The organism is Chromobacterium violaceum ATCC 12472, from assembly GCF_000007705.1.
Lineage (GTDB): Bacteria > Pseudomonadota > Gammaproteobacteria > Burkholderiales > Chromobacteriaceae > Chromobacterium > Chromobacterium violaceum.
Genome location: NC_005085.1, coordinates 478029 through 500523, shown reverse-complemented (window position 1 = coordinate 500523; position 22495 = coordinate 478029). Strand labels below are relative to the sequence as shown.

Sequence of the window (22495 nt, the reverse complement as noted above, 5' to 3'; positions counted from 1 at the left end):
GAAATTCTCCGACATTTACATATATGCGACGGATTGTATAAGAATTTCGCCACCCATGGCTGGGCAAATCGCTTTGCCTATTCCTGCGCCTCGCGCAGGCAATCCAGCAGCGCCTCGCCGTAGCGGGCCAACTTCAGCTCGCCCAAGCCGTAGATGCGCTGCAGGCCGGCCGGGCTGTCCGGCCGCTTTTCCACCAGATCGCGCAGCGTGCGGTCGGAAAACACCGCGTAGGCCGGCACATTGTGCTCGTCGGCCACCTGGCGGCGCCAGCGGCGCAACGCCTGCCACAGCCGCTCCTCGCGCTCGGTGCGCAGCCAGCGGTCGGCGCCGCCGCTGCCGCGCGACTTCTTCTCGTCGGCCAGCGGACGCAGGTAAATGCTCTGCTCGCCCTTCAGCAGCGGCCGGCAGGCGTCGGTCAGCACCAGCGACTGGCCGCGGGCGATGTCCACCTGCACCAACTGGCGCGCCACCAGCTGGCGGACGATGGAGCGCCACCAGCGCTGGTTCATGTCCTTGCCGATGCCGTAGGTGCTGAGCTGGTCGTGGCGGTGGTGGCCGATGCTGGGGCTCTGCCGACCCAGCAGCACGTCGATGACGTGGCCGGTCGGAAAGCGCTGCCCCACTCTGTAGATGCAGGACAACAGCTTGCGCACCGGTTCGGTGGCATCGTAGGTGATGGGCGGATGCAGGCAGTTGTCGCAATGGCCGCATGGCTTGCTCGCCTCGCCGAAGTGCGCCAGGATGTGCTGGCGGCGGCAGCCGGCGGTTTCGCAGAAGGCCAGCATCGCATCCAGCTTGGACAGCTCCACCTGCTTCTGCAGCTCGGCCATCTCGCCGCCTTCTATCATCTGCCGCAGTTGCACCACGTCGTTGAGGCCGTAGCACAGCCAGCTGGCGGACGGCAGGCCGTCGCGGCCGGCGCGGCCGGATTCCTGATAGAAGTTCTCCGGGCTCTTGGGCATGTCGATGTGGGCGACGAAGCGCACATCCGGCTTGTCGATGCCCATGCCGAAGGCGACGGTGGCCACCATCACGATGCCGTCCTCGCGCAGGAACAGCCGCTGATTGGCCTCGCGCTCGGCATGGCTCATGCCGGCATGATAGGCCAGCGCCTCGATGCCGTTCTCCCGCAGCCACTGCGCGGTGTCCTCCACCCGCTTGCGCGACAGGCAATAGACGATGCCGGTGGCGCCCTGGTGCTCCTGGCGGATGAAATCCAGCAGCTGCTTCTTGGCATTGTGCTTCTCCACCACCTGGTAGAACAGATTGGGGCGGTCGAAGCTGGACAGGAACACCCGCGCCTCGGCCAACTTCAGGTAGTGGATGATGTCGAGCCGGGTCTGCTCGTCGGCGGTGGCGGTCAGCGCGATGCGCGGCACCTGCGGGAACTGCTCGGCCAGCAGGCCCAGCTGCTGGTATTCCGGCCGGAAATCATGGCCCCAGTGGCTGACGCAGTGCGCTTCGTCGATGGCGAACAAGGCGATCTTCAGGCTGGCGATGAACTCCTGGAAGCGCGGCGTCAGCAAGCGCTCCGGCGCAACATAAAGCAGGTCCAGCGTGCCGGCGCGCGCCTGGCGGGCGATATCGCGCGCCTCGTCCGGCGAGGTGGCGGAATTGAGGCAGGCCGCCGCGACGCCCAACTCCTGTAAGGTCGCCACCTGGTCCTGCATCAGCGCGATCAGCGGCGACACCACGATGGCGACGCCGTCGCGCAGCAGCGCCGGGATCTGGTAGCACAGGCTTTTGCCGCCGCCGGTGGGCATCAGCACCAGCGCGTGGCCGCCGTGGGCCACCTGCTCGACGATCTCCTGCTGCTGCCCGCGGAATTCCGGGTAGCCGAAAATATGATTGAGGATGGAGACTGCGTCGTGCATGACGGGACGGGGTAGCGCGGAGGAAAGCGCCATTGTACGGCAAGGCGGCTCCCGGGACGAGCCGGGCAAAAAAATGGCCGCCAGATGATGGCGGCCTCAAGTTGGATGGAGACAATGTGAAACGAAGAGGAAAAATGCTCTCGCACTACGGAAGACCGCCGCCGCGGCGATAAAGTTCCGGACTTTTTGCAAAAATCTGCCACGCCGCCGCAAACGGTTTTCCCGCGCTCCCGGCTATGCGACACTGGCGCCATCTTCTGGAGACATTCATGCGTACCCTGCTCACCTCGCTGACCGCCGCGATTCTGCTGGCCGGCTGCGCCGCCGCGCCGCAGCGCACCACACCGACCCAAACCGTCAAACCCTCGGCGCCCGCGCCGGCGCAGGCCAGCGCCGACTGGCAGAACCTGGGCGTTTCGCCCAACGGCAATATGCTGAACGAACTGGACCTGCTGTCGATCAAGCGCCAGGGCGCGGTGGCGACCTTCCGCGACCGCAAAACCATCTTCAACCTGAAGAAGGAAAACTTCCTGACCACACCGCGCCACAAGACCTCGCTCAATACCTGGCAGATTGATTGCGCGCAGCACACCTTCCGCTTGCTGGACATGACCTTGTTCGATGAAAACGGCCGCCAGATCGCCAGCTTCTCCTATAATGACGGTCAGATAAAATCCATGCCGGTGGTGCAGAACTCCGCCAGTTATCAACAGATGCTGCTGGTTTGCAAAGGACAGCCCGGCTTCTAGAACGCGACAACCCGCATCCGGCAGCCCGCCGGGCCCCCCCGTCTGCGGCGCCGCCCAACAACAGGAGTCACCATGACCATCCGACGCGTGGTATTCAATCAGAAAGGCGGGGTGGGCAAGTCCACCATCGCCGTCAACCTGGCGGCGGTGGCGGCCAGCCGCGGCCGGCGCGTGCTGCTGATCGACCTGGACCCGCAGGGCAACGCCAGCCACTACCTGCTGGGCGCCGCCGCCGGCCAAGCCGGCCCCAGCGTGGCGGATCTGTTCCAGCAAATGCTCAATATCTCGCTGTTCGCCAAGGAGCCGCATGAATTCGTCCGCGACCCCGGCATCGCCGGCCTGTCGCTGCTGGCCTCGCACCCCGAGCTGTCCGAGCTGATGGCCAAGCTGGAATCGCGCTACAAGATGTTCAAGCTGAAGGAGGCGCTGGACCAGTTGGCGCCGCTTTACGACGAAATCTGGATAGACACCCCGCCGGCGCTGAATTTCTACACCCGCTCGGCGCTGATCGCCGCCGACCGCTGCCTGATCCCTTTCGATTGCGATGCGTTCTCGCGCCACGCGCTCTATAACCTGAAGGAAAGCGCCGACGAGATTCGAGCCGACCATAATCCCGAACTGTTCATCGAAGGCATCGTGGTGAACCAGTTCCAGCCGCGCGCCAGCCTGCCGGTGCGGCTGGTGGACGAGCTGAAGGCGGAGGGCCTGCCGGTGCTGGCCTCGCCGTTGTCGGCCTCGGTCAAGATCCGCGAATCGCACCAGGCCGCGCGGCCGATGATTTATCTGGACCCGCGCCACAAGCTGTCCCGTGAATTCGAGGCACTGTATCAAGAGTTGAGCGATCGCTGACGAGGGATCCCATGCCGAGGTTGAACCGCCTCACCTCGCTGCTGCTGTGCTGCCTGCTGGGCCTGGGCCTGCTGCTGGGCGAATACTGGCTGCTGCTGGAACACGACAGGGACGAGCGCCAGCAGCAGCTGCAGCATTGGGGCTCGCTGGGCACCGGCATCGTGGTCCTGCAGATACAGAACGCGCTGGAGCATTCCCGCATGCTGGCCCAGCAACTGGCCGGCGCCGATCCCTCGCGCGGCCTGACCGACCTCGCCCGCCGCGTCGTCCGCGACGACAGCGTGTTCGCCGGCATCGGCACCGTGGAGCTGGTGGAGCAAAACCGCCGCGCCGCGTTCGAGAACCGCATCGCCACCGGCATCCGCTTCCTGCAGAGCCAGCACCTGCAGCCCAGCCCCGTCCAGCTGCAGTATTACCCGGTGGCCAGCTACCTGCCCGACGACGCCAACGCGCTGCCCCAGGGCCTGGACCTCAGCCATCGCGGCAACGCCAAATGGGTGCTGGACCTGGCCCGCCGCAGCGACCAGCCCATGCTGCTGTCCGGCCAGCCTCTGGACGCCGGCGCGCCGCGCCTGGATGTCGTCACCCGCCTCGGCAATGACCATACCCTGCTGCTGCTTCACCTGCGGCAGGACAAGCTGATACAGCCGATCAATACCGAACTGATCAGCGGCAATCCTCTACATCACGTCCGCCTGCTGGTCTGGAGCAAGAGCCAGCCGGACACGCCCTTGCTCGACTCGGTGCCGGGCCGTCCGCTGCCGACCGACTCCCCGATTTTCTCGCGCCTCAGCTCGGTGGGCGGCACCGAACTGCAGCTGGGCGCCTACGCGCTGCAACCGGTACGTCCCCAACTGGGGTCCGTCGCCTGGACCATCCTGGCGGCGTCGACCCTGGTGCTGATGCTGTTCCTGCTGCAGCTGCAGCGGCAGTTGCGTTCCAGCCTGAAACAGGAAAAGCTCTCGGCGGATCTCTTCCAGCAGCTGCAGGAGCGCGACCGCACGCTGCGCGAGCAGATCAACGACCGGGAACAGTCCGAGCAGGCGCTGGCGCAGAGCGAGGCCCGCCAGCGCGCGATCCTGCAGGCCAGCTCCGACGCCATCATCCTGATCGACCGCAGCGGCCACATCATCCAGGCCAATCCGGCCGCGGCCAAGCTGGTGGAGCAAAGCGCCCAATCGCTGGAAAACCTTCCCGCGGGCGTGCTGTTTCCGGAGCTTTACAATCCCGAGCCCGACCATCCGTTCGAACAGACCGCCCAACGCCACGAGGGCCGGCCGTTCGAGGCCAGCCTGCTGCGCAGCGACGCCCAGAAGCTGCCGGTGGAGCTGTCCTTGAGCCGGGTGGTGATGCCGGACGACTGGTTCTACGTCACCGTGTGCCGCGACATCTCGCGCCGCAAGGAACAGGAAGAGGCGCTGATCCGCCTCAAGAACAGCCTGGCCGAACAAGTGGAGGTGCAGAGCCGCCAACTGGCGGCCTTGCTGGACGCCAGCCCGCTGGCGATGGCCTACATCGTCGACCGCCATCTGCGCCAGGTGAACCACGCCTTTCTGGAGCTGTTCCAGCAGCAGGGCATGGACGTGATCGGCCAGCCCACCATGCCCTACTTCGAAAACCCCGAGCAGTGGGAGCGCACCGGCAAGGCGCTGTACAGCCTGCTCAACGACGGCAAGGTGGTGCAGACCGAAGTCAAGCTGCGCACCGGCAAGGGGCAGCTGTTCTGGTGCCGGCTGCACGGCCGCGCGGTGAATCCCTCGGTGCCCAAGCTCGGCACCATCTGGGTCTACCAGGACATTTCGGCGCAGCGCGCGGTGGAAGAGACGCTGCGGCATGCCAAGATCCTGGCCGAGGAAACCAGCCGCGCCAAAACCGAGTTCCTGGCCAATATGTCGCACGAGCTGCGCACGCCGCTGCACGCCATCCTGGGCTTCACCGAAATGGGCCAGCTGCGCTCCCAGAGCCTGGATGACGCCAAGCTCGAACAATACTTCGCCCGCATCAACACCAGCGGCAACCGGCTGCTGACGCTGCTCAACGACCTGCTGGACATGGCCAAGATGGAAGTGGGCCGGATGGAGTACGCGATCGGCCGCGGCAACCTGACGCAATGCCTGCGCGAGGCCTGCGACGAGATGACGCCGCTGGCCGCACGCAGCCAGATCCAGCTGAAACTCAACTGCGAACCGGAAATGCTGGCGGCCGATCTGGACCCCTTCCGCATCGGACAGGTGATACGCAACCTGCTGTCCAACGCGATCAAGTTCAGCCCCGCCGGCTCGGAAATCCGGATCCAGGCGCAACAGACCGAGCGGGACGGCGCCGACTGGATCATGGCGAGCGTCGAGGACCGGGGCCCCGGGATTCCGGAAAAAGAGCTGGAAACCATTTTCGACAAATTCATCCAGAGCAGCACCACCAAGACCGGCGCCGGCGGCACCGGCCTGGGCCTGGCCATCAGCCGCGAAATCGTGCATGCCCACCGCGGCTGGATCACCGCCGGCAACCTGCCCGGGGGAGGCGCCATCTTCACTTTCGCGATCCCCTGCCATTTTCAGCTAGAGAAGGAAGACTCCGATGTCTCATAAACTCCTGCTGGTCGACGACGAACCCTTCAACCTGGAATTGATGGCGGAACTACTGCAGGACGCCGGCTATGAAACCCGCCAGGCGGAAAACGGGGAGATCGCCTGGGACATCCTGTCGCAAGAGGGCGAGCAATACTCAACCGTGCTGCTGGACAAGATGATGCCCGGCATGAGCGGCTTCGACGTGCTGAAGAAGATCAAGGCGGAACCCCGGCTGGAGTTCCTGCCCGTGATCATGCAGACGGCGATGGGCGCGGCCGCCAGCGTGCAGGAAGGCCTGGCGGCCGGCGCCTTCTACTACCTGACCAAGCCGTTCTCCCGCGACATGCTGCTGGCCATCGTCGGCGCCGCCGTCGGCCACTGGGACCGCTACGCACGCTTCCGCGAGCTGGCCAACCTGCACGTCGACGCGCTCAAGCACCTGCGCGCCGCCACCTTCCGCTGCCGCAACCACCGCGAGGCGCAAGCGATCACCGCCTTGCTGGCCAAGACCTGCCGGCAGCCGGAGCGCGTGGCCACCGGCCTGTTCGAGCTGCTGGTCAACGCGATCGAACACGGCAACCTGGAGATCAGCTACGAGCAGAAAAGCCAGCTGATCGCCAACGGCCGCTGGGAGCAGGAGCTGGAAAGCCGGCTGCAGGCGCCGGAGTATCTGGACCGCGAAGTCACCGTGGAATTCTCCCACCAGGGCACGCAGCTGCAGTTCGCGATCGAGGACATGGGACCGGGCTTCGACTGGGCGTACTACCAGGATGCGGAGCCGTCTTCGCTGATGAACAGCCACGGCCGCGGCATCCTGATCGCGCGCAAGCTGTCCTTCGACGACCTGCGCTACCAGGGCAAGGGCAACCGCGTGGTCGCGCTGGTCAATCAGGAAGACTGACCGACTCGCCGCAGGGGCCGGCCTCGCGCCAGTAACGCGGCTGCTCGCGCCGCAGGCAGCGCCAGGCCAGCGTCTCTCCCATTTCCAGCGTCAACGCGCCGTCCAGGTCGGTGCGCAGCACGGCGGCGCCCTTCTGCCTCAACCGCTCCAGCACCGACGGATGCGGATGGCGGTAGCGGTTCAGATGCCCGGCGCTGATCACCGCCACGCGGGGCCTCGCCGCCCTCAGCCACACCTCGCTGCTGGCGGTGCGGCTGCCATGGTGGCCGGCGACCAGGACGCTGCTGGCCAGCTTCACCCCCGCTTGCGCGGCCAGCGCCTCCTCCAGCCGCGCCGGCGCGTCGCCGCTCAACAGCAGCGCCTGCCGCGCCGTGGCCACTCGCATCACGCAGCTGCGGGCGTTGTCCTCGTCGGCGACCCAGCCTGGAGGCGGCCCCAGCATGTCGAAACGGACGCCATCCCAGTCCCAGCCCTGTCCCTGCGCGCACACCGTCGCGCCGGACATGGACTGCGGCTGCCCCGCCAGCACCCGCGCCACCGGCAGCGCCGCCCTCACCCCTGCCGCCGCGCCGTCATGGTCGCTATCGTGGTGAGACAGCAGCAAGGCGTCCAGCCGGTCCACGCCCAGCCCCCGCAGCTGCGGCAGCACCACGCGGCCGGCCTCGCCCGCCCCGGTGTCGAACAACAGCGCGTGGCTCTCGGTCTGCACCAGCACCGACAGGCCTTGCCCCACATCCAGCACCGTGGCGCGCGCCGCGCCCCAGCCAGGCCCGGGCGGCCGGTACACCAGCATGGGCAGCAACAGCAGCCCGGCCAGCGTTTTGCCTGGCACGGCGCGCGGCGCGATCAGCCAGACGCTGCCGGCCGCGGCAAGAGCCAGCAGCGGCCACGGCGTTCCCGCCACATGCCAGGCCGGTCCCCTCGCCAGCGCCTCCACCAGCCAGTAGAAGCCCCGCACCAGCCAAGCCGCAAGCTGCAGCCCCCCATCCCACGGCAAAGCCACCGCCAGCAGCGACAAGGGCGTCAGCAGAACGGAGACATAGGGAATCGCCAGCGCGTTGGCCAGCGGCGACAGCAGGGGAAAACCGCCGAACATCGCCGCCAGCGGCGCCAGGCTGGCGATGCCGGCCGCCCACTGTCCCGCGGCGGCGGCCCGCCAGCCGGCGGCAGGCTGACGCCGAGCCAGCGAGCTGAACATCAATGCCGCGACCAGGCCGAAGGACAGCCACAAGCCGGGCGTCAGCGCCGAAAACGGGTCCAGCAGCAACACCGCAGCCAGCGCCAGCCACCAGGCCTGGAACGGCGACAGCTGGCGGCGCCACAGCAAGCAGGCGCCGCCCACCGCCAGCATGAACAGCGTGCGCTGGGTCGGCACCGTGAAGCCGGCCAGCAGCGAATACAGCGCCGCCGCCGCCAGCGCCAGCATCGCCGTCGCCACCCTGGGCGCGCGCAGCCCCGGAATCCGCCTCACCAACCGAGCGCAAACCCAGGCAGCCAGCCCCGCCAGCATCGTGATGTGCAGGCCGGACACGGAAACGATATGAGTCAAGCCCGTGGCGGCGAACAGCTGCCAATCTTCGCGCGCGACGCGCTGCTGCGCGCCGACGGTCAGCGCCGCCACCAAGGCCGATTCGCGCCCGGCGCCCAAGACCCGCTCGATGCGGGCGACTTGGCCGCCCCGCCAGCGGTCCACCCAGGCCATCAGATCGCCGCGGTCCTGCAGACGCTGCCGCGCCTTGCCCGCCGAACCGCCGGCGAGCAGACCTTCCGACCAGAGCCAGCGCTCGGCGTCGAAACCGAAGGCGTTGGCGCTGCCGCGCCGCGGCTTGAAACGCGCGCCCAGCTGCCAGCGGCTGCCGGGCGGCCAGTCGCGCCGCTGGTAATCGTGCAGTTGCACCCGCTCCGGCAGCGCCACGCCCGGCGTCAGCGTCCGCTCCACTTCCAGCACCAGCCGAACGCCGTACTCGCCGGGATCGGGCAGGCCCCTGACCGTGGCGACCATCTCCACCGGCTTCTGCCACCACGCGGGCGGCAACGCCTGCTCCAGCCGCCACTGCGCGCGAAGCGCGGCGTATCCCAACCCCATCAGCAGGCACAAGGCGAGCATGCTGGCATGGCGCGCCCATGGCCGAGAACGAAACCGCAGCGCAGGCGCGGCGGCCAGCCCCGCCGCCGCCGCCAGCCACCGGGGATCAGGCAACGATGGCAGGAAAGCGCAGACGACGATGCCGGCCACCCAGGCCATCCAGCACGACATATTCCCGCTGGCTCGAGCCTCCGGAATCATGGTCGCTTGCGAACTTCCGGTGCGATCCGCCGGCGCTTTCCGCATGCTCGGCTCGCCTCCCCTAAGTAAAACTACCAGGCAAAACAAAGGCCAATGTCGATTGAATTTAAAACCCAATGGGCTAAACCTATGTCAACGACAGGCATTTCTCACCCTGCCGGCACGTTGCCGACGGGATCATCTGACGAAGGAGCGAACGTGGAAGCTTATATCGGCAGCATTATCCCCTTTGCCTTTGACTATCCCCCGGTCGACTGGGCGCAATGCCAGGGCCAAACGCTGCAAGTCAGCCAAAACCAGGCGCTGTTCGCCGTGATCGGCAACCACTACGGCGGCAACGGCAGCACCAACTTTCAATTGCCCAACTTGTGTGGACGGATGCCGATCAGCATCGGCCCGGCTCAACCCACCTACAACCTGCCGTCCTACGCGATCGGCAACTTCGGCGGCCAGCAAACCGTCGCGCTGCTGACCTCCAACATGCCGCTCCATGCCCACGGCACCTCGGCGGTCAACGTCAGCTTCCAGGCCTCCACCGTGGCCAACCCCAATCCGCCCGCCAGCACACCCAGCACCAGCAACCCCTACCTGGGCGCCTCCGGCGGCGGCACCGGCCTCGCCACCATCTGGAGCCAGCAACTGGAAAGCCCGGTCACCGTCAAGGGCCTGGGTCTGAGCGGCAACACCGACGTGGCCGGCGGCACCACCCCGGTCAGCGTGCTCAACCCCTTCCTGGCGCTGAACTTCTGCATCGCGGTCCAAGGCCTGTTCCCGACTCGACAATAAACAGCAACACGCCGGCGGAGCGCATCGGCCCCGCCGGCTTCGCCATACAAGGGGAATATCATGCTGGATACGCTGAGCAGCGAGGATTTCGCGCCTCTGATCGGGCAATGCTGCCGCTTCCATGCGGCGCCGTGGCCGGAAGTGGAGTTGCAGGTGCAGTCGATACGGCAGAAGCCCCTGTCCCAAGTGCCGGGACGGGAAGGCACCGAGCGCACTCCGTTCGTGGTGGAGCTGGTCGCCACCGCGAATACGGAGCTGGTCGACGCCGTCGGCCAGCTGCAACTGCCGGCGGCTGGCGAATCGCCGGCCCGCACGCTGGATGATGTGTGGATCAGCCGCACCGGCGCGATGGGCCGCGACCGGCGGTATTGCTATTTCCAGCTGCCATTCAACTGACGGCGTCCCGGGCGGACGCCGTCCGCCCCCGCGCAACCGGGAACGCCGGCCTCAGCCGGCCCCAACCATCACCCGCGACCCTTGCGGGTGCCACACCAGCTTGTCGGCCATCGCCCCAGCCTCCTCCTGCACGAAACCCAGCGATTGGTAGACGCGGCGCGCCTCGCCGTTGTTGTGCCAGACCACGGCGGCCAGCGGCGCGCCCACCTGCCGCGCCGCCTGCTGCAAGCCCTGCAGCACGGCCTTGCCGTAGCCCTGGCCGCGGGCCTCCGGCAGCATGGCCAGGAAGATGATCCGCACTTCGTTGGGGCCGAAATCGACCATCACTGCGCCGACCGCGCTTCCCGCCTTTTCGACGATGAAGTGCATCGCGTTGGGATAATGGTGCCCCGTCCCCTGCTGCAACACCTGGAGCTGCTGGCGCTGGACCGAGTCTATCAATTCGGCGTCGCCGTCTATCCACTGCAGATCGGGACGCGCGCTGCGGTAAATGCGATCGATGCACGGCGCGTCTGCCTGGCGCGCGGGACGCAGGGACACAGACTGGCACAGCGAGGAAAAATGGAGCTCGGTAGCCAAGTGGGACTCCTTGTCGGGTTATGGAAATCGGACTTCGCGCGCGGCGGGCCGGCCGCGGCCCAAAACGTGGTCTACAGCCCAGCCTCGCGCTCCAACACGGCCGCCAGCCTGCGCCACCCCAGCGACAGCAGACTGTAGCGCTGGCCGCTCAGCCGCGCCCAACCGGGCATTTCCCGCAGCGGCGCCGCTTGCCGGTCGCAGTTCTCCAGACGGACCCGGAAAATCGCGCGCAGCGGCACCAAATCATGCTCGCGCTGCTCTACCGGGATCGGCCCGCCGTACACGGATGCCAGCAAGGGCTGTTCCAGCACGGCCTGGTTGAGGCGGTCTATCGGCCCCAGCCGGCAGGCAATGGCCCAGGTCTCGCCGCTGTCCGGCACGAAACGCGCGGCGTCGCCCCGGCGCAAGCCGGCCAGGCCATCCTCATCGACATAGGCTTCGCCGCGCGCGCCAACGCCGCCCACCACCTGCAGCAGGCGCTCGCCCTGGCTCACCACGGTACCACTCCTCAACGCCTCGCTGACATCGGCCACTCGGCCTGGAAACGGCGCCGTCAGCACAAGCCTGGCCTGCTGGCTCTGCAGGCCCGCCACCTGCTGGCGCGCCGCCTGCCATTGCTGCTGCAAGGCCGTGCCCTTGCTCTGCAAATCGCTGTTGAAAGACTGCTGCGCCACCTGCCAGGCCAGATCCGCTTCGACTACCCTGGCCAGCGCCAGACGCTGGTCCAACTGCGGCGACGCCAGCCTGGCCAGCGCCTGGCCGGCCTTCACCCGCTGCCCCTCGCGCACGCTCACTTCGGACACCACGGCGGCCTCCGGCGCGTACAAGCCCTGCGACTGGGCCGCTCCCATCACCGCGGGGCTGGACAGCTCGCTCTGCCACGGCAGGATCAGGAACAGCAGCGTCAGCCCCAGAAAAGCGGCGCTGCGGCGGGTCTCCATCCGCCAACGCAAATCGGCGCGCCGCCCCCACCACGCGGAGACCTCGCCGACGATGGGCCTGGCGATGAACCAGCCCAGCTCGACGAACAGCAACAGCAGGCCCAGCGCCTTGAAGAACATGTGGTAGACCAGCAGGGCGATCGAGGTGAACAACACCAGGCGATACAGCCAGGTCGCCCAGGCGAACAGGATCAGGCCGCGCTGGCGGGCCGGCGGGAAGCGCTCCGGAACGGGGTCGTCCAGCCCCAGCAGCCAGCGCCGCAGCTGCCAGCGCGCCAGCGCGAAAGCGCGCGCGTGCAGATTGGGCACGCCCAGCCAGTCCGACAGCAGGAAATAGCCGTCGAAACGCATGAAGGGGCTGGAGTTGACGGCCAGCGTGGCCAGCCAGGTGGTGGAAGCCAGCAGGAAAGCCCCGGCGCGCAGCGGCCCTTCCGGCAGCGCGCACCAGGCCAGCGTAGCCCAGGCCGCCAGCGTCAGTTCGGTCAGCATGCCCGCCGCGCCGATCAGCAGCCGCTGGCGGCGGGAAGGCAGCTTCCAGGCGTCGTTGGTGTCGGTGTACAACACCGGCACCATCACCAGGAAGGCCACGCCCATCGCCGGCACCCGGCAACCGAAATGGCGGGCGGTCAACGCATGGCCCAATTCATGCGACATCTTGGCCAGGCTCAGCGACGCCGCGATGCCCAGCGCGGCCGTCCAGCCGCCATAGCCGGAAAACGTGTGGGTAAACTCGTCCCAGCGGCGAGAGACCAGCGCCAGGCCCAGCAGCGCGACGCCGGCCATCGCCCACCAGAATGCGGGCCGGAACAGCCAGCCGCACCAGGGCAGCAGGCGATTGAGCCAGGCCTCCGGCCTGAGCAGGGGAATGCGGAAGAACAGATAGTTCTTCAACAGCCACATCGCATGGCTTGGCCGGCCCGCCTGGCGGACGCGCCACAGCCAGTCGCTGTCCACCGCCTGCAGCAGTTGGTGCAGCGACAGGAAGCGCAGCAGCTCCGCCAGATCGTCCTCGCCCAGATGCAGCGTGGTTTCGGCATTGACCGCCTCCAGCACCGCCGCGCCGCTGCCCAGCGTCCAGCGCGACAGCATCTCGAAGCTCGCCCAGCCCAGCTGGTAATAACGGTTGGCCGCCGGATCATGCAGCATCCAGCTGGGCGATCCATCCGCCAGGTCGGGGCCCGCGTGCAGCGTCAATTCCTGGCGCAGCGGTGGCAGTGCGCGGGAGGCCATGCTACCAGCCCAGCCACTGCCGCGCGGCAGTCAACGGCCGGCGCAACACGTAATACGCCAGCGGAACCCAGTCGCCGTACACCCGCGCGGTGCCCATCTGCCCCAGCAGCGGCAGCCGCTGGCCGCCGACAAAGCGGGCCTGCAGGCGGTACGCCAGCAGATTGCCCTCGCTGGCCTCGGCCTTGTAAGCGATCCGCAGCAGCGTAGCCTCGTACGACTGGAACGGCGAAGCGTTGGGATACAGCGTCACCTTGCCGCCCGGCTGCAGATCGATCGCCTCCGCCGCCGGCAGCCAGGCGGTCAGCTCCACCTTGGCCGGATCGGCCAGCGTCATCACTTTCTCGCCCTGGGCCACCGCCTTGCCTTGCCAGTCATTGCGGTCGGAAAACACCACCACGCCGTCCGCCGGCGCGGTGACATGCAGGCGCTTCAATTCCCGGCCGGCGAAATCGGCGTTGATGCCCTTCTCTTCCAGCCTGGCCTTGTCCTGCGCCAGAGCGAGCTTGCCCTTGTCATCGGTCAATGCCAGCTGGGCGCTGGCGCGGAAGCTTTCCTCCGCCGCGCTGGCCTCCTCCTTCGCCAGAGCAAGCTGGCTGGACAACACCGTGGCGTCAAGGTCGAACAGCCCCGCGCCGCGCTTGACCGGCTGGTTGGGCAAAACCGCCACCTTGTCTATCACGCCGGCCACCGGCGCGCGCAGCAGCACGGGATCGCTGGGCACCACTTCGGCGCGCGCCAGCACGCTCAGGCGCACCGGGAAGCAGACAACGATCAGCGCGGCGATCAGCAGCCGCTTGCGGCGCGGGCCGGCATGCAGCCACGCCTTCGCCAGCGCCGTCCAGTCCCGGCGCGGCGCGTACTGGCGCAAGGCGTGGCCATAGCCATGCGACAACTCCTCGGCCAGATGGACCTCGTATTCGCTCCATGGCAGGTCGCGCGCCAGCAGTAGCGCGCCTTGCTCGCCCAGCCTCAGCCACAGTCCATGCTCAGGCAGCCAATGCGGCCACTCTTCAGCCAGCTGCTCGGGCAGGTCCGATGCGTCGCAACAAGCGCTGATCTGGTCGGCGCGTCCTTTCTCCAAATGGCGGAACACGGCGGACAGCCATTGCAGATAGGGCGCGGTGGGGTCGGGTTCGGCCAGCCCGGACAAGGCCGCGACATGCGCGCGCAGGCCCTCTCGCCAGAACGCAGCCTGGCGATAAGGCAGCAAATGCTGGGTCTCGTTGACCATGACGAAGCCCAGCCGCGCCGCGCCGTCGGCTTCCCGGGCGCGGTGCAGCAGCTGCAGCAGCGTGGCCAGTTCCCGGCTGCGGTCGGCGTGTCCCATGGCCGGCCTACTTGAAGCTGGCCCAGCCGCTCATGCCGGGCAGCAGATTGGCGGCCTTGCCGTCTATCACGCCGATCGCCAGTATGGTCTGGCTGACTGGGTCGATCTGCGCGCCCAACCGCTCGATGCGCGCCGGAAAGCTGGCCCCCAGCTCGTCCACAGCCACCGTGAAACGGCTGCCTGGCTTCAACGTCGCCAGCCATTTGGACGGCACCAGCATGCGCAGCTCCAGCGAGTCGGTGTCGACAATGTCCAGGATGGGATTGCCCGGGTTCACGTACTGGTGCACCGCCGCGCTGCGCTTGGCCACCCGGCCTTCGAACGGCGCGGCGATGCTGCACTTGGACACGAGCGTCTGCGCGTAGCTGGCGTCGGCGGCCGCCTCCTTGGCTTTGCCCTGGGCCTGGGTCAGCTCCAGCGTGCCGACCGAGTTGTACTTGGCCAGCTGGTTGTTCACTTTCAACAGCTGGCTGGCCGCCTCCAGCGAAGCCTGGGCCTTGCGCAGCTGGGCGCGGTAGCTGCTGCAATCGAACTCGACCAAGGCCTGGCCGCGGCGGAAACTGCCGCCCTCCACCACCGGAATCGCGGATATCTTGGCCGGAATCTCGCTGGACAAGGTCACGGCGTGGCGCGACATCAGCTGCACGCGGATGCGGCCGTCGGCGGCGTTCACCGACGATCCCGTCGGCGCCGCCGCAGCCAGCGGCAACCACATGCAGATCACCAGCCAGGCGGCCCTCACGGCTTGCCCCCGGAGACCGTGCCCTGCCACTGGCTCTCCGCGCCCTTCAGCGCCTGGCTCAGCGAGGCCAGATCGTATCCCTTGGTGGTGGCGGGCATCGGATCCAGGCCCAGGCTGGCGCCCATCAGGCCGTAGGCGTTCTGCAGATCGCCGTAGGACTGGTACAGCCGCAGCGACGAAAACACCGCGTTGGCGTCGGCGAGTATGCCCTGCAGCCGCGCCGACGCCCCGCTCTCCACCGCGTTGCGGGTCTGCTGATAGATGGCCTGGTCGACGCCGCTCAGCTCGTGCTCCAACTGGTACTGCCTGGCCTTGCCCTGGAAATCCAGGTAGGCGACATGAACCTGGGTCAGCACCGCCATGTTCAGCGCCAGCCGCTGCGAATCGCTGACCTGTTTCTGGGCGTCCGCGGCGCGGGTGATCGGCCCTGCGCTGAACAGGTTGAGCAGGTTCCAGCTGATGCGCAGCCCGGCGTCGCTCCAAGAATTGTTGACCAGGAATTTGTTGCTGTCGTAATGCTGCCCGACGCTGAATTCCAAGCCCGGCAGCAGCTTGGCGATGGCCTTGCGGGTTTCCAGCGCGCCGATGCGGCTGCTGTACTGCGCCTCGACCACTTCCGGCCGGTTCAGCAAGGCCATCTCTTCCATATGCTCGACGTCCATTCCCAACGTCGGCACCGGCATGCCGGACGGCGTCGCCACCTGAAAATCCTGGCCGGGCGACACGTTCATGATGGCGGCCAGCCGCGGCTTGGCCTGCGACAGCGCGTTGCGCACCGCGGTCATCTGGCGGATCACATCCAGCAGCTGGCGCCGGTAGTTGAGCGCATCCAACGGCGAGCGCAGCTTCTGCTTCTCCACCTGCCGCGCGTCCTCCAGCGCGGACTGGGCGTCTTTCAACAGGGCGTCGACCCGCCCCTGCAACTGCTGGGCGCCGGCGGCCTGCCACCAGGCCTCGCGCACCTGCTGCATCAATTGCTGCGCCACCTTGCGCTTACGCTGCTCCAGGATCAGCACCCGATCAGCCTGCTGCTGCGCGGCGTAATAGCTGACGCCGAAATCCAGCACGTTCCAGCTCAGGTTCAGATCGGCGGTGCGGTCGCGCTTCTCGGTCGAGATCGACGGCACCAGCGATTGCTCGCCGGTGGCGACGTTCTGCGACGACGACGCGTTGTCCTTGCTGCGGGCGGTATAGCCGGCGGCCAGCGCGAGCTTGGGCAGCATGTCCAGGCTGGACAGGTCCAGCTGCCGCTGCGCCATCGCCTCTTCCATCAGTTTCACCCGGTAATCCAGGTTGTACTTCAATGCCCGCGCCATCGCCTCCTGCAGCGTCACCGGCGCCGTCACCGCCTCCTGGCTGCCGAACATGATCTGCCGGTCGGCGGCTAGCTGAGCCTGCCGGTCGGCCAGACTCAGCGGCTGCGGCGCCACCGCGCAGCCTGTCAGCGCCAGCGCCAGCGCCAGCGGAGCCAAACGGAAGCCGCCTGAACGCGGTCTTGTCTGAAAATCGGATTGCATATTGCTCCCCCTTGAGCGTTGTCGGTTTGCCGGGCTTGCCCCGGCGCTGCCTGCAACTGCCAACTATGCCTGCTTGTCTTCTCCCAGAAGCGCGGCCAGCCTTTGCAGGAAGCCGCCTTGGCCGTGATGGTCGAACTGCCGGCTCAGCGCCAGCTTGCCGGCAGCGGGCGGCGTCGCTTTGCGGGCCTGCGTCGTCGTTGCCTGCCGCTTGCCGAAATTGAGCTGGATATGGCTGTTGCCATGGTGGCCGGTCTTGTCCTGCACCCGGATGTCGATCGAAACCGGCTTGTTCCATCCCGCCGGCGCCTGCCCGGTGAAGCGGCCCGTCCCCGGGTCGAACTTCAGCCACGCCGGCAAGGGCTGGCCATTGCTCTGGCGCGCGACAATGCTGAGATTGGCGGAAGACTCGCGGGTGATGATGGTGGCTGGCGGCAAGGCGATGGAGAACGACTGCCCGGACGCCAGCGGACGCACGCCCAGATCCGGATTCACCTGCAGGGCGATGGTCGGATTGATGGCGGTGTTGCTGACGAAGCCCGGCGCGCTGCCGTTGACATTGTCCAGCCCGTTGGCACCCAGCGGGTTTGCATTGGCGCTCGAGCCGGCATGCGTAGCCTCAGCCAGCAGGTTTTGGGCGGCGTTGTCCGCATGCTCGCTGCCGGTGGCAACGGCCGGCGTGCCGCCAACCGCCGCCAGCACGATGTTGGGCGTGATGGGCGGCAACTGGATGACGCTGGCCGTCGTGGTCGGCGCGGCGCTCGCGACCGGAGGCACGACGTTGTTGCTCACCACCGGGGCGCTGACACGATAGGACGGCATCGTGGCCTGGCCGCTCAGCAGGTTGCCGGCCTTGTCGCTGACCATGCTGTTCTTGATCGCCAGCGACAACGAGCCGGCGCCGCCGACGCCCGTCAGTTGAACGACGTAGGTGGTGGCGTTGAGAGCCGTCACGCCGGCAATGGTGCCATGCGCGCTGCCGCTGGTGACCAGGCTCAGGCTGTCCGCGGCGAACCCGGCCACCGGTTTGGTGAACGTCACCTGGTAGGACAGGCTGCTGGCGGTGGTGTCGAGCGGCGCGCCGGCGACGACGCTCTGTACCTGCGGCGCGGCGGTATCGACGGTGATGTTGTATCCGGTCGACTGGCCGCTGATGTTGCCCGCAGCGTCGGTCGCCGTCGCGCGGATGCTGTGGTTGCCTTCGCTCAGGCTGCTGGTCAGATTGTAAGTCCACGCGCCGCTGCCGTCCGCGGTGGCGGTCCCTACCGCCGTGCCGTCGACATACACGGTGACCGTGCTGTTCGCCTCGGCCGTGCCCTGCACCGTAGGCTGGTTATTGCTGGTCTTGCCGTCCGAGCTGCTGCTGCCGGTGTCGGTGGCAGCCGTCAGCGCCAAGCCGTTCGGCGCGGCGGGAGCCGCGGTGTCGATCACCACGCCATACGAGGACGACACGCTGCTGTTGACGCCGCCGCTGCTGGCCATCACCGATATCGCGTGGCTGCCGTCGGCTAGGCTGGAGACGAAGTTATAGCTCCAAGCGCCGCTGCCGTTCGCCGTGGTGGTGTCGACCGCGACGCCGTCGACATAGATGGTCACCGTGCTGCCAGCCACCGCGGTGCCGGTCACCGTCGGCGTGTTGTCGTCGGTGATGCCGTCGGAACTGCTGCTGCCGGTGTCGGTGCCGGCGGTCAGGCCGGCCACCGTCGGCGTCGGCAGCTGGATGGCGATATTGCGGGTGACGGTGGCGCTGTTGACGGTGCCGTCGTTGACGGTGAAGCTGACCGTGCGGGTGGCGGTATTGGGCGAGCCGGCGGTGTCGTTGTAGGTGACGGCCTGCAACGCGGCCTGCCATTGCGCCAGCGTCGCCGTCGCGCCGCTGGAGGTCAGCGTCAGCACCCCGGTGCCGCTGTTGTAGCTGGCGACGATATTGCCGTAAGTGGTGGAATTGGTATTGGTGAAGGCCAGCACATCCTCGCCGCTGTGGAAGTTGCCGGTGATCGAAACCGTCGCGCTCGCCAGCGTGGTGTTGTCGCGGTCGGACACGGTGATGCCGCTGTCCACCGCCACCGGCGTCGGCGTGCCGCTGATGGTGTAGCTGCCGCTGGCGCCGGACACGGTGGCGATCGGCGTCTGGTCGGTGTCGGCCACCGTCACCGTCCGCGTCGCCGCCGCGCTGTTCTTGGTGCCGTCGTTGACCACGAAGCTGACGGTGCGGGTGGCGTTGTTCGGGGTGATCGCCGTGTCGGTGTAGGTGATCGCGCGCAAGGCAGCCTGCCACTGCGCCAGCGTGGCCGTGGCGCCGCTGGACGTCAGCGTCAGCACCCCGGTGCCGCTGTTGTAGCTGGCGCTGATGTTGCCGTAGGTGGTGGCGTTGGTGTTGCTGAACGCCAGCGCGTCCTCGCCGCTGTGGAAGTTGCCGGTGATGGATACCGTCGCCGACGCCAGCGTGGTGTTGTCCAGATCGGACAGGGTGATGCCGCCATCCACCGCCACCGGCGTCGACGCGGTGTTGTTGCCGGCGGTGAAGGCGGCGCTGCCGCCGCTGGCGGTGGCGATCGGCGTCTGGTCGGTGGCGGCCACCGTCACCGTCTTGGTGGTGGCCGCGCTGTTCTTGGTGCCGTCGTTGACCACGAAACTGACGGTGCGGGTGGCGGTATTGGGCGTCACCGCGCTGTCGGTGTACTTGACCGCGCGCAGCGCCGCCTGCCATTGCGCCAGCGTCGCCGTGGCGCCGCTGGAGCTCAGCGACAGCACGCCGGTGCCGCTGTTGTAGCTGGCGACGATGTTGCCGTAGGTGACAGCGCTGGTGTTGGTGAAACTCAGCGAGTCCTCGCCGCTGTGGAAATTGCCGGTGATCGACGCCGTGGCGCTGGCCAGCGTGGTGTTGTCGAGGTCGGACAGGGTGATGCCGCCGTCCACCGCGACCGGCGTCGACGTGGTGTTGTCGCCGGCGGTGAAGGCGGTGCTGCCGCCGCTGGCGGTGGCGATAGGCGTCTGGTCGGTTTGCGTCACCGTCACAGTCCGCGTCAAGGCAGCGCTGGTATTGCTGCTGCCGTCCGCCACCTGGAAGCTGACGGTGCGGGTGGCGCTGTTAGGCGTCACCGCGCTGTCGGTGTAGGTGACCGCGCGCAAGGCGGCCTGCCACTGCGCCAGCGTGGCGGTGCCGCCGCTGGAGGTCAGCGTCAGCACCCCGGTGCCGCTGTTGTAGCTGCCGCTGATGTTGCCCATGGTGCTGCCGTTGTTGGTGAACGCCAGCACGTCCTCGCCGCTGTGGAAGTTGCCGGTGATGGACACGGTGCCGCTGGCCAGCGTCGGGCTGACGTTGTCAGTGACGGTGATGCCGCCATCCACCGCCACCGGCGTGGAGGTGGCATTGTCGCCGGCGGTGAAGGCCGCGCTGCCGCCGCTGGTGGTGGCGAGCACCGGCGCGGCGCTGACCGCCATCGTCACGCTGGCGGCGCTGCTGGTGCCGCCGCGGCCGTCGTTGACCGTCACCTGTATCGTGCGGGTGGAGGTGTTGGGTATGCCCGCGGCGGTGTTGTTGTAGTTCAGCGCCTGTAGCAGCGTGGCCAGGCGGGCTGTCGTGGCGTTGCCGTTCAGCGAGACGATCAGGTCGTGGCCGCTGACGCCGTCGCCATTGGTGGCGATGGTGCCGATGGCGACGCCGCTCACCGACACCGTGCTGCCGACCGTGGTGCCGCTGGACAGCGTCACCGAGCCGCTGCTGTCTATGCCCAGCGCGTCCTCGGCGCTTTGGCCGTTGGCCGAGATGTGCACCGTCACATTGCCGCCGTTGAGGCTGGTGGTATCGCTGTCGGTGACGAGGGCCGCGGTGCCGGTGTCCAGATGCACGGCGCCGTTGCCGGCGTAATAGGTGTTGCTGTCGCCGTTCAGATTGCTGATCACCGGCGCCGCGTCGGCGGCCACGGTGACGGTCTTGGTCACCGTCGAGCTGGTGTTGCTGCTGGCGTCGGTAATGGCGAAGCTGATGGTGCGGCTGCTGGTATTGGGCGTCAGCGAGCTGTCCTGATAGGTCACCGCCTCCAGCGCGGCCTGCCATTGCGCGTTGGTGGCGGTGGAGCCAGCCGAGGTCAGCGTCAGCACGCCGGTGCCGCTGTTGTAGCTGCCGCTGATGTTGCCCATGGTGCTGCCGTTGTTGGTGAACGCCAGCACGTCCTCGCCGCTGTGGAAGTTGCCGGTGATCGACACCGTGGCGCTGGTCTGCGTCGAGGCGGCGGTGTCGCTGAGCGTGACGCCGCTGTCCACCGCCACCGCGCTGCCGGTGCCGGAACTGTAGGCGCTGCTGCCGCCGCTGGTGGTCAGCGTCGGCCCGGGGAAGTGGAAGTTGGTGGCGTTGATGGCGCCGATGCCGATCAGGCCGGTGACGTTGTTGCCGGTGGAGGGCACGACGCGGAACGAGTCTATGCCCTGGAAATTGCTGTTGCTGGAAACGTTGAACGTCACCACCGAGCCGCTGTTGTCGATGTCGGACACGCTCTGGCTCAGCGTGGCGCCGCTCACCAGGGAGCCGTTCAAATAGCCCTGCAGCACCAGCGTGCCGCCGGAAAAGCTGGAGTTGTAGCCATCCAGCACCACGCTGATGGAATTGAGCGTGAACAGGCTGCCGTCGTTGGGCTTGACCGAGAAATACGTGATCTGCTTGCTGCCGTCGCTCAGCGCGTCCACGGTTTCCACCGAGCTGGAGCCGTCCTTCTCCACGATGATCATCTCGTTCTGGCCATCGCTGGCCGAGTTCATCTGCATCGTGAAGTTCCAGCCCAGGAAATTGCTCACGGTCAACGAAGTCTGCCCGGTGGGGATGACGGTGGTGGAGCCGTCCAGCGTGTCGAAGGCAGTGGTGCCGGAGGTGGGGCGGGTCAGCAGGCCGTTGTAGCCGGGCAGATCCAGCGCCGCCGCGTGCAGCAGGCCGGTGCTGTATTCCAGCGTCCAGTCGCCGCCCAGGCTGGCGGCGCCGGTGGGATCGGTGGAGCCCGCCGTCACCCGGCCGCTTTCGCGCGCGATGGCGTTGACCAGCGCCGCGCCGTCGCTGCCTTCGGCCACATCGCAGCCATACAGCAGGATGTCGCCGCCGGGCCGCAGCGCCTGGCCTATGGTGGCGAGCTCGGCCTGGCGGCTGCCGACATTGGCGGTGGTCAACTCGGCGGTGCCCAGCTGCAGATCGTTCTCTTGGCCGTGGGAAATGATGTGGATCGCGCTGTAGCCGTGATGGGTTCGCGCCCATTGCGCGATCTGCGCCAGGCCGTCCTTGCTGCTGTCCAGGATCACCACCTGGTAATTGGATGGCAGCTGCGCGATCAGGCTCCGGTAGTTGGCGACGTCTGACTCGACGAACACCACCTGCGGCCCCTGCGCATGGGTATCGCGCGCGCTGGCGGCGCCCCGCTGCTGGGCTGCCGCCGCCACCGCGGCCGCCGTTTCGCCATGCCGCTGCTGCGCGTCGACGCGCGCCGCGTCGTGGGCGGGGTCGACATGGTGCGCGGCTTCGCCGACCGAGGCCGCCACCGCGCCGTCGAACATCATCCGGGGTTCCAGCGCCTGCAACAGCAAACGACCCACCGGACGCGCAGCCTGCTTGGCCGATTCCCGGCCCGTCGATTTCCACCATGCCATGTTCCTGCTCCCGCACCTGCGCTACGGCTGCCGCCGATTGCGTTTGAATAAAAATACCCCTCCTAAAGAAATAGACTAGTTATGCGCATAAAAAAATGTCGTATGAGTAAAGGATCTTT

Annotated in this window: 14 protein-coding genes and 1 pseudogene; 7 read left to right on the top strand and 8 right to left on the bottom strand. The window is 67.5% G+C overall.

What is annotated here, in order from left to right; translation table 11 throughout:
- Window positions 1-77 precede the first annotated feature (77 nt).
- A complete protein-coding gene (gene recQ / locus CV_RS02330; protein ID WP_043595326.1) occupies window positions 78-1874 on the bottom strand; it encodes a DNA helicase RecQ in 1797 nt (598 codons plus the stop codon).
- A gap of 269 nt (window positions 1875-2143) precedes the next feature.
- Here recQ and CV_RS02325 point away from each other — a divergent pair, with 269 nt between their 5' ends.
- The 5 genes and pseudogenes from CV_RS02325 (at window position 2144) to CV_RS02310 (ending at window position 6943) form a co-directional block, all read left to right on the top strand.
- A complete protein-coding gene (locus CV_RS02325) occupies window positions 2144-2623 on the top strand; it encodes a surface-adhesin E family protein (RefSeq protein WP_099426358.1) in 480 nt (159 codons plus the stop codon).
- 78 nt (window positions 2624-2701) lie between these two features.
- Entirely contained in the window at window positions 2702-3472 is a 771-nt protein-coding gene (locus CV_RS02320; RefSeq protein WP_043597182.1) for a ParA family protein, read from the top strand.
- A gap of 11 nt (window positions 3473-3483) precedes the next feature.
- Window positions 3484-5526: pseudogene (locus CV_RS02315) on the top strand (PAS domain S-box protein); the annotation flags it as partial.
- A gap of 138 nt (window positions 5527-5664) precedes the next feature.
- Window positions 5665-6060, top strand: a complete 396-nt coding sequence (locus CV_RS24360) for a sensor histidine kinase (protein ID WP_373983661.1) — start codon at window positions 5665-5667, stop codon at window positions 6058-6060.
- Window positions 6050-6943, top strand: a complete 894-nt coding sequence (locus tag CV_RS02310; RefSeq protein WP_011134027.1) for an ATP-binding response regulator — start codon at window positions 6050-6052, stop codon at window positions 6941-6943. Before CV_RS24360 ends, CV_RS02310 begins: the two co-directional genes overlap by 11 nt.
- Here CV_RS02310 and CV_RS02305 read toward each other — a convergent pair.
- A complete protein-coding gene (locus tag CV_RS02305) occupies window positions 6927-9200 on the bottom strand; it encodes a DNA internalization-related competence protein ComEC/Rec2 (protein ID WP_052278751.1) in 2274 nt (757 codons plus the stop codon). The genes CV_RS02310 and CV_RS02305 overlap by 17 nt on opposite strands.
- 228 nt (window positions 9201-9428) lie before the next feature.
- Between CV_RS02305 and CV_RS02300 the strand changes: the two genes are divergently transcribed.
- Together CV_RS02300 and CV_RS02295 are read left to right on the top strand one after the other, a co-directional pair.
- A complete protein-coding gene (locus CV_RS02300) occupies window positions 9429-10016 on the top strand; it encodes a phage tail protein (protein ID WP_011134025.1) in 588 nt (195 codons plus the stop codon).
- A 60-nt stretch (window positions 10017-10076) separates the two neighbouring features.
- The gene (locus CV_RS02295) at window positions 10077-10412 is read left to right on the top strand and encodes a hypothetical protein (RefSeq protein WP_011134024.1); all 336 of its coding nucleotides are present in this window, start codon (window positions 10077-10079) and stop codon (window positions 10410-10412) included.
- 51 nt (window positions 10413-10463) lie between these two features.
- Here CV_RS02295 and CV_RS02290 read toward each other — a convergent pair whose 3' ends face one another.
- The 6 genes from CV_RS02290 to CV_RS02265 form a co-directional block, all read right to left on the bottom strand.
- The gene (locus CV_RS02290; RefSeq protein ID WP_011134023.1) at window positions 10464-10991 is read right to left on the bottom strand and encodes a GNAT family N-acetyltransferase; all 528 of its coding nucleotides are present in this window, start codon (window positions 10989-10991) and stop codon (window positions 10464-10466) included.
- A 71-nt stretch (window positions 10992-11062) separates the two neighbouring features.
- Window positions 11063-13162 carry an HlyD family efflux transporter periplasmic adaptor subunit gene (locus CV_RS02285; protein ID WP_172539938.1) on the bottom strand — a complete coding sequence of 700 codons (2100 nt, stop codon included), beginning with the start codon at window positions 13160-13162 and terminating at the stop codon, window positions 11063-11065.
- Between the two features lies 1 nt (window position 13163).
- The gene (locus tag CV_RS02280) at window positions 13164-14489 is read right to left on the bottom strand and encodes an efflux RND transporter periplasmic adaptor subunit (protein WP_043595323.1); all 1326 of its coding nucleotides are present in this window, start codon (window positions 14487-14489) and stop codon (window positions 13164-13166) included.
- Between the two features lie 7 nt (window positions 14490-14496).
- Window positions 14497-15231 (bottom strand): efflux RND transporter periplasmic adaptor subunit, encoded by a 735-nt coding sequence (locus CV_RS02275; protein ID WP_011134021.1) that lies wholly within the window; start codon window positions 15229-15231, stop codon window positions 14497-14499.
- A complete protein-coding gene (locus tag CV_RS02270; protein WP_043595321.1) occupies window positions 15228-16748 on the bottom strand; it encodes a TolC family protein in 1521 nt (506 codons plus the stop codon). The genes CV_RS02275 and CV_RS02270 overlap by 4 nt, the downstream gene beginning before the upstream one ends.
- A gap of 63 nt (window positions 16749-16811) precedes the next feature.
- Complete coding sequence (locus CV_RS02265; RefSeq protein WP_011134019.1) at window positions 16812-22376, bottom strand: DUF4347 domain-containing protein; 5565 nt, start codon at window positions 22374-22376, stop codon at window positions 16812-16814.
- Between the last annotated feature and the right edge of the window lie 119 nt (window positions 22377-22495).

Coding starts and splice junctions, on each gene's coding strand:
- recQ (WP_043595326.1), bottom strand. CDS start 1,874: ATGCACGACGCAGTCTCCATCCTCAATCATATTTTCGGCTACCCGGAA.
- CV_RS02325 (WP_099426358.1), top strand. CDS start 2,144: ATGCGTACCCTGCTCACCTCGCTGACCGCCGCGATTCTGCTGGCCGGC.
- CV_RS24360 (WP_373983661.1), top strand. CDS start 5,665: ATGCTGGCGGCCGATCTGGACCCCTTCCGCATCGGACAGGTGATACGC.
- CV_RS02310 (WP_011134027.1), top strand. CDS start 6,050: ATGTCTCATAAACTCCTGCTGGTCGACGACGAACCCTTCAACCTGGAA.
- CV_RS02305 (WP_052278751.1), bottom strand. CDS start 9,200: ATGTCGTGCTGGATGGCCTGGGTGGCCGGCATCGTCGTCTGCGCTTTC.
- CV_RS02295 (WP_011134024.1), top strand. CDS start 10,077: ATGCTGGATACGCTGAGCAGCGAGGATTTCGCGCCTCTGATCGGGCAA.
- CV_RS02285 (WP_172539938.1), bottom strand. CDS start 13,162: ATGGCCTCCCGCGCACTGCCACCGCTGCGCCAGGAATTGACGCTGCAC.
- CV_RS02280 (WP_043595323.1), bottom strand. CDS start 14,489: ATGGGACACGCCGACCGCAGCCGGGAACTGGCCACGCTGCTGCAGCTG.
- CV_RS02270 (WP_043595321.1), bottom strand. CDS start 16,748: ATGCAATCCGATTTTCAGACAAGACCGCGTTCAGGCGGCTTCCGTTTG.
- CV_RS02265 (WP_011134019.1), bottom strand. CDS start 22,376: ATGGCATGGTGGAAATCGACGGGCCGGGAATCGGCCAAGCAGGCTGCG.